The organism is Polyangium sp. y55x31, from assembly GCF_029946505.1.
Lineage (GTDB): Bacteria > Myxococcota_A > Polyangia > Polyangiales > Polyangiaceae > Polyangium.
This window is the reverse complement of the sequence record NZ_JARZHG010000051.1, coordinates 70,339-77,978: the sequence shown is the minus strand read 5'-3', so window position 1 is coordinate 77,978 and position 7,640 is coordinate 70,339. Positions and strand designations below refer to the sequence as shown.

Sequence of the window (7,640 nt, the reverse complement as noted above, 5' to 3'; positions counted from 1 at the left end):
GGCGGCGCAGGTGGTGCCGGCGGCGCGGGTGGCGCGGGCGGCGACGGCGGTTCTGCCGGCGCGGGCGGCGGCGTGCCCGACGACGGCGGCTGCGGCTGCCGGACGGCGCCCGGCGCGGGCGAGGGCCACGCGGGATCACTCCTCGTGGTGCTCGGCGCGCTCGGGTTCGTGCTCGGGCGGCGGCGCAAGGCCGCGTGAATGAGGCGCGGGCCCGGCGTGGGCCCGCGTTGAAATGAAAAAGGGCGGGCCCACGCGGGTCCGCCCTTTTCCTTTCAGGCAGGCGACGTCAGTTCGCGCTGTCGCACTCGACACCGCCGAGCGTGGTGCCGTTGTTGTCTTCGAGGCATTCGTTCAGGCCGCCCTGCCCGGCCTCGTCCTTGTCGACCTCGACGTAGAACGACATGACGATGTCGCTCGGCATGAGCTTGTATTGCATGGTGACGAGCTCGTACTGGCCCGGCAGGAGCGCCTTCGTCGTGGTCCCCTCGCCGATGAACGTGCCGCTCGGGCCATCGCCCCGGTAAAACCTCACCTTCACGCCGGGCGGGACGCCGTTCGTGCCCTTGTTTTGCACGAACGCCCGGAGAGCCACGAAGCCGTCCGGGCAGGGGGCGAGCGAGGCTTCGAGGCTGACCTGGAGGTCGGGCGCATTGAAGACGCCGGCGCCCTGGTTCGACTGGCGGTAGTTGTTGAGGCCGAAGGGGCCGATCCAGCTCGCGGGCTCGGGGGAGGGGACGCTGCCGTTCGCGTTCACGTTCGTGAGGTGATAGGCGTGCTGGTTCCAGATCTTGCGCGTCCGGACCCAGTTGTCACCCGCGTCGCCGTAGACGTAGACGCCGTGCCGCAGGCCGTTCATGCCGTACGGGCAGCCGTTCTGGCCATTCAGGTGGAAGAGGTCGTTCGCCGCGAGCACGACCTCGGTGTTGTTGTCGCCGTCGACGTCCACGACGACCGGGTACTCGTGAATGGTCGCCGACGGGTTCTTCTCCTCGTAGAGCGTGTCGCCGGTCGCGCCGTCGTAGACGCGGAAATAACACTCGTCGTTGTAGACGACCTCGGCCGCGCCGTCGCCCTGGAAATCGAAGACGCTCGAGCCCGTCCGGTTCGACGAGCCGTCCTGCGTCGTCTTTTGCCATTTCACGGTGAGCGTCGCGGTCTCGCCGGCCTCGAACTCGAAGACGGAGTACGCCGTGCCGTTCGCCGCGGCGATCTCGGGCACGCCGTCGGCGTCGAAATCGGCGATGGTCGGGGGGCCGCCGAGGCCGTTGCCGGGCATCGCGACGGTGGCGATGACCGCGCCGTTCGTCGGGTTCTGGACACGCACGGTGCCTTGCGCGATGACGACGAGCTCGGGCTTGCCATCGAGATCGAGATCCGCGATGGCCGGATAGCCGTCGATGAGCGCAGCTTGCTCCCAGTACGTGGTGCCGTCGGCCCGGAGCGCTTTTTTGCCGCTCACGATTTCCTGCGGCATGACGCCGTCGAGGTCGGCGACGATGCTGACGGCGCCGTAGGTGCCGGTGTTTGCCCCGAAGAACGCTCCGCCGTTGAACCGGAGGACGCCCGCCGCATCAAAGACCGCGCCGCCGACGACGATCTCGGGCTTGCCGTCGCCCTCGAGGTCCGCGATCGCCACCGTGGCCGAGTCGATGGCGACGTTCCAGGCCGTGGTGCCGTCCGCTTGCTTCGACGTCCACTTGACCTTGCCGTCGTGCTCGAATGCGATGAGCCCGCCGCCCGCCTTGCCGGTCACGATCTCGACGAAGCCGTCGCCGTCGATGTCCGCCGCCGCCGGCGTCACGCGCGGCTGCACGCGGTTCACGTCGGCGTACACGTCGACGTTCGCGTCCCATTTCTCGACGCCGTCCTTGCCATTCAATGCGCGCAGGTACGCCGTCTGGTTCGCGTTGAAGTTGTTGGACGTCACGATCACCACGTCCGGGGTGCCGTCGTTCTCCAGGTCGACGACGACGGGCATGTTGATGACCTGGCGGTACTCCGGGAAGATGGGGCTCTCCGTCCAGGACCATTCGAGCACCGGCGTGAGCGGGCCGGGCGGCGGCTTGTATTCGCAGGTCGCGGAGCCCGGGGGCGGCTGCGGCAAGCACACGCCGAGCGTCGATTCGCAGAACTCGCCCTCGGCGCAATCGGCCCAGTCGAGGCAATTGCTGCCGGTCTTTTCGCATTTGTCCGCCACGCAGACCTCGTCGGCCGCGCAGCACACGGAGAGATCCGCGCCGCACCGGACGTTCGTGGCGCAGGCCGGCAGGCACGCGTCGATCACGCACTCCGAGCCCTGCGCGCAGCAATCGCCGGCGCCGCAGACGATTCCCGACGGGCATCCCGGCACGAACACGCCGCCCGTCCCACCGTCGCCGCCCATTCCGCCCGCGCCGGCCCCGCCCATTCCGCCCGCGCCGGCCGTCCCCCCCGAACCCGCGGTGCCCGAGCTCGCGCCGGAGCCCGTGGGCTCCGTCCCTCCGCCGCTGCAACCTGCCGCGCTTCCGAGGGCGAGGACAAGAATGCCTCCAAGTGCCTTCATCGTTCTCCGCATCTTCCGACCTCCTAAGAGGCGGAAGGAGAACGGGGAAGGAAGTGCGCGTCAAGACGCCGGCTGTACGTCCCCTACGTTCGTTCACGGTCCGGCGGTGTGCCTGGAACCGGGGGCGTCGTACCCGAGAACGTGCTCGTGCGCGCGCGGGGTCGAATCGCCGCGAGCCGGGCGGCGGCGCCTTCGAGCGTGGCGGCGGCGTCATGGAGCGCGGCGGCGGCGCCGGAAAGCGCGGCGGCCGCGTCGGAGAGGCCGGGCGCGGGCGGCGGCACGCTCGACGTGGGGCGTTTCGAGCGCGTGGCTTCGGCGCCCGGGGGCACGCTCGGCGAACGGCGGCTCGAGCCGGGCGTGGGCATTTGCGTGGAATCGGACCGATGCGACCTCTCGGGAGCTTGAGTGGCTCGCGGGGGCGTGACCCTTGGAGGGGATTGCGTCATGGAAGTAAGCACGAAGAGCGTCGTTGGGCCCGAAAAGGGTCGGGAGGAGGCAGGCCCTCGATCTCCCCCGACGCGCCGAGGCGCGCGCCATTGCGGAGCAACGCGTGTGCCATCCTGGAATCGTTCCTTTTTCGCGCAATCGTGCCGACGCGGAGAGCGTGGATTTCGCGTCACGGCGGTCCACCGCGTGATCGCGCCGTCCTGCACGCGCCGGCGATGATGTGTTTGGGCCTCGGTGTGCGCGGGGACGAACGCCGCGGATTCAGTTGCCTTCGTCGTCGGTGCGCCGGAGCCGCGCGCGCACGGGGGGCAGCGGGACGGTCGCGTTCGGGACAGGACGCTCGGGGGACTCGCGCTGGTAAGCGCCGATGGTCGCTCGGACGATCGGGGGAAGGAAGACGTGCTCGAGGTCGACGCTCGCGAGCGAGGCGGCGACCGTCGCGATGCGGTCGACGAGCGGGGCGCGTTCGTCCACGAGGATGAACCGTTTGCCGCGGATCACACAGAGCCCTCCGCGCCACTTCTTGCCGCCGTCGGAGAGCGAGGGGTCGAAGGACTCGGAGCGCACGGTGATGCCCGCTTTGCGTGCGGCCTGGATGAGCTCCTGGAGGAGCCGACCGAGCTCCATCCTCCGAGCGTACTCCCGTTCGAGGCGGACCGCGTACGTTTCCTGCGTTTCCTGTTACTCTGCGGTGGGGCGGTGGTGTGTGCCGTCGCCGGGGGTGTTCTCGGGAGGCTTGGTCGTGCGCTTTTCTTTTCGCTGGGGTCTCGTTCTGGTTGCGCTCGCCACGCCGGCCGTCTGGCTCGGGCCGGGCTGCGGCGCGCGCACCGACATCGAGGACGACGACTCCCTCGACGAGGACGAAGACGACGCCGGCCCCGATGCGCTCGGCGAAGACGCACAGCCCGACGTATCGCCCGACGGATCCGACGCCGAGCCCGACGTGTCGCCGGACGTCGTGTTCGACGTGGTGGAGGAGAGCGTCGAGGACGCGCCGTTCGACGTGGTCGAGGACGTGGTCGAGGACGTGCCGATCGACGTGCCGATCGACGTGCCGATCGACGTTCCCGAAGATGTGCCCGAGGACGTTCCCGAAGACGTTCCCGAGGACGTTCCCGAAGACGTGCCGGTCGATGTTCCGGCCGACGTGCCACAAGACGTGCCACAAGACGTCCCCGTCGACGTGACGCCCGACGGCTCGTGTCCGGACGCCGACGGCGATGGTTACTCGGTCTGCGACGGCGACTGCAACGACGCCGATCCGCTGGTCAACCCGGGCGCGTTCGACTTCCCGAACGCCAAGGACGACGACTGCGACGGCGGGATCGACAACCCGAACATCGCCTGCGGCGTGGGCTTGCAGTACACCTCGCAGGATCCGCTCGACTACGCGAAGTCGATCGAGCTTTGCCAGACGACGACGCTGAATGCGACCGGCGCGAACAAGCGCTGGGGTGTGATCTCGGCGGAGCTTCGGCTCGCGGATGGCACGGGCATGCCGTTCCCGCAGTCGCACGCGATCATCACCTCGATGGGCAACGTGATCGGCCCGCGGGCGAACCAGAACTTCGTCTTCCTCTCGACGGGCCTCGCGGCCACGCCGAGCCAGCCGTACTTCCAGTTCGGCACGCCGCAGGGCGGCACGGACACCGGCACGCAGTCGGCCGCGCCCCCCGGCTTCCCGACCAACAAATCAGGATGCCCGGTCCCCTTCGCGTCGACGGCGTTCAACCCGGTCAACCTCAAGATTCAGGTGCGCACGCCCACGAACGCGAACAGTTTCGCGTTTGATCATGCGTACTGGTCCTCCGAGTACCCGGAGTATGCCTGCTCGCCGTTCAACGACCTCTGGGTCACGCTTTTGAAGACGAACGCGCCGGGAATCGCGAACAACCGAAACGTGGTGTTCGACAACCAGGGCACGCCCGGCTCCGTGAACCTGAATTTCTTCGACCGTTGTGTGGCCGGACCGACGGGTTGCTTCGGCACGCCGGGCTTCAATTTCTGCTCCGGGGGCAAATCCGAGCTCGCGGGCACGGGCTACGACGACCTCGACTCGCCTTGCAACAACACGCCGAGCTCCATCGGCGGGAGCACGGGATGGCTGACCACAGAGGCGCCGATCGTTCCCGGCGAGATCGCGACGGTGGAGTTCATCGTGTGGGACTCCTCGGACAACATCTTCGACTCGTCCGTGATCGTCGACTTTTTCCGCTGGTTGCCGAGCAAGCTGTCGAACCCGAAGACGTACCGGCCCTAGCAGGCGGGCGGCGCGTGTTCGTCGGGAAAAAAGTCCGTCCAGGGTGATCATGCGTGTCGTGTTCGTGCGATCGGGGACGGCCGGTCGGGCTGCCGCGGTTGACTCGTCGATCGTCACGTGTTATGCGGCTGTTCAGTAGCGTGTCCGGCCGAGTGGGAGCGAATGTGCGCTTCCCGGTCGTGGCGGGCAGAGGCCCAGCGCGTGGCGTCGAAATAAGGACGGCACGTGCGACGCGCACCAAGAGGAGCGCCCAAGTGATGGGAGCGCCCGAAGGGCTGGACAAAAGATGACGTTTACCGATGCAGCGGCCGAGGTGCTTCGCCTCGTCGGCAGGCCGCTCCACTACAAAGAGATCACCGATATCGCGATAGAGAAGAACTTGCTCAGCCACGTCGGGAAGAGCCCCGAGGTCACGATGGGCGCCCGGCTCGCCGCGATGCTCAAGAAGGACTCGTCCGACACGCCGCTCATCCGGGTGAAGCCCGGCGTCTTCGCGCTGCGGGAGTGGGACGAGAAGACGCTGCGCGCAGGCCTCGACGGCAAGAAGGGCAGGCGCGGCGGCAAGCAAGAGCCCGCCAAGGCCGCCCGCCACGAGGTCGAGGAAGAGGCAGCCCCGGAGGTCGCCGAGGAAGAAGAGGCCGAGACGGAGGCCGAGACGGAAGAGGCGCCCGAGGAGATCGAGGCCGCCCCCGCCGCCCCCGAAGAAGCCGCCCCCGCCGCCGAGGAAGCCGCCGACGAGGACGACGAGACGCTCGTGTCCCCGGCCCCCGCGAAGTTGTCCCCGCCCACGCCGCGCCCGTCCGCGCCGACGTACACGCGGGCCGTGGAGGACGAGGAGGACATCGACGCAGGCCCCGCCGGCCCCGACGACGTGATGCGCGCGGAAGCCGCAGCCGGCGCCGCCGAGATGTTCGACGAGGAAGAAGACGACGACCAGCCGATCCTCGGCGGTGGCGACGAGCGCGCCGGTGGCGGCGCGGCCGAGCCCGGAGGAGAGGGCCGCCGCCGTCGTCGCCGCCGTCGCCGCGGCCGCAGCACGAACGGCGAAGCCCAGGCCCTGCCCACGAGCGGTGGCGGGCTGCCCTCGTACACGGCGACGCCCGCGTTCGAAGTTCGTCGCGACGGACGTGATCGCGACCGTGACCGCGACGTCGGTCGTGACCGCGACCGCGACCGCGACATCGGTCGCGACCGCGAGATCGTGCGCGACGTGGCGCCGACCGAGGCCGTCTACCGCGGTCCGCAGGTCATCGAGCTGACCCCGGGCGAAGGTCATCCGGCGCTCGACGACCTCGCCGGTCGCGAGCTCGCCGACGCCGTGGCCGCAATCCTGTCGACGTTCGATCGCAACGCCGGCGCCGTGTCCCTGCGGCAGATCGCCGAGACGGCGCAGCGCCGCGGTCGCCTCTCGGGCGACGCGCAGCTCGTGCAGTCGCAGGTGGCCGCCGCCGTGCGCGCCGACAACGCCCGCCGGATCGCGGCCGGTCAGCGCCCGCGCTTCCGCTTCGCCGGCGGCCGTGTGGCCCTGACGGACTGGCTGCTCGGCGGCGACCTCGCGCGCCTGGAGCAGGAGGCCCTCGCCGCAGTGGAGCGCTACCGCGACGCAGCCCGTCGCGCCTTCGCCCGCAAGCTCGGCGAGCTGCCCGGGCACGCGTTCATCGAGGTCTGCGTCCTCGCGCTCGAGCGCATGGGCGTCGGCCAGCTCCGCGCGGTGCGCCGCGCCGGCGCGCCCGGCGGCGAGTCGCACTTCTCGGGCGTCCTGCGCATGGGCAACGACGAGATCCGGGTGGCGATCGTGATCCGCCGCGACGGCCGCGAGGTCGGTCGCGAGCGGGTGACGGAGCTGCGCGGCTCGCTCCACCACTACGGGCCGGCCACGGTCGGATGGATCTTCACGGCCGGGCAAACCCTGTCCGGCGCACGGGAAGAGGCATCCGTCCCGGGTACGGCGCCGATCGCGCTGTACGACGGTCTCGCGGTGGCGCGGCTGTGCGAGGACAACGACGTGGCGGTGATCCGGGCGAAGCTGCCGATCGCGATCCCGGACGTCGATCTGCTCGACGCACTGCGCGCGTCCTGACCAGCGCGGGGGCCGGTCGCGGGGCGTTGCCCCGCACCCCAGGAGGGGGCTGTCCGCCCCCTCCACCCCGGACCAGGCACGGCCTGGACCGAGGGCCGAGAAACCGCGCGATGCGCGGTTTCTCGGACGGGCCCGTGGCAAGACCACGAACCACGTTGCCAGCCAAGACAGCAGCGCTCCCCCCTCAGCCGCCACGAGGTCGTCGCCGGCCTTGAACGGGCCTGTTCGATGAACTGCGCATCGCGCAGTTCATCGACCCCGAGTCCAGCGCTTGCGCTGGTCCGGGTGCAGGGGCGGACAGCCCCTGCTGG

At 69.9% G+C, this 7,640-nt stretch carries 6 protein-coding genes; 3 read left to right on the top strand and 3 right to left on the bottom strand.

What is annotated here, in order from left to right; all coding sequences use genetic code 11:
• Positions 1 to 198: MYXO-CTERM sorting domain-containing protein (locus QHF84_RS45575; RefSeq protein WP_281319901.1), on the top strand; the 198-nt coding region annotated here is incomplete at its 5' end.
• Positions 199 to 286: 88 nt separating this feature from the next.
• Here QHF84_RS45575 and QHF84_RS45570 read toward each other — a convergent pair.
• From QHF84_RS45570 to QHF84_RS45560, 3 genes are all read right to left on the bottom strand, one after another.
• On the bottom strand, positions 287 to 2,542 hold the full coding sequence (locus tag QHF84_RS45570) for a VCBS repeat-containing protein (RefSeq protein ID WP_281319900.1): 2,256 nt from the start codon (positions 2,540 to 2,542) through the stop codon (positions 287 to 289).
• 83 nt (positions 2,543 to 2,625) lie between these two features.
• Positions 2,626 to 2,907 carry a hypothetical protein gene (locus QHF84_RS45565; protein WP_281319899.1) on the bottom strand — a complete coding sequence of 94 codons (282 nt, stop codon included), beginning with the start codon at positions 2,905 to 2,907 and terminating at the stop codon, positions 2,626 to 2,628.
• 343 nt (positions 2,908 to 3,250) lie between these two features.
• The gene (locus tag QHF84_RS45560; protein WP_281319898.1) at positions 3,251 to 3,616 is read right to left on the bottom strand and encodes a hypothetical protein; all 366 of its coding nucleotides are present in this window, start codon (positions 3,614 to 3,616) and stop codon (positions 3,251 to 3,253) included.
• 115 nt (positions 3,617 to 3,731) lie between these two features.
• Between QHF84_RS45560 and QHF84_RS45555 the strand changes: the two genes are divergently transcribed.
• Both QHF84_RS45555 and QHF84_RS45550 read left to right on the top strand, forming a co-directional pair.
• A complete protein-coding gene (locus QHF84_RS45555; protein WP_281319897.1) occupies positions 3,732 to 5,249 on the top strand; it encodes a choice-of-anchor L domain-containing protein in 1,518 nt (505 codons plus the stop codon).
• 286 nt (positions 5,250 to 5,535) lie between these two features.
• Positions 5,536 to 7,329 (top strand): HTH domain-containing protein, encoded by a 1,794-nt coding sequence (locus QHF84_RS45550; protein WP_281319896.1) that lies wholly within the window; start codon positions 5,536 to 5,538, stop codon positions 7,327 to 7,329.
• Positions 7,330 to 7,640: the final 311 nt, after the last annotated feature.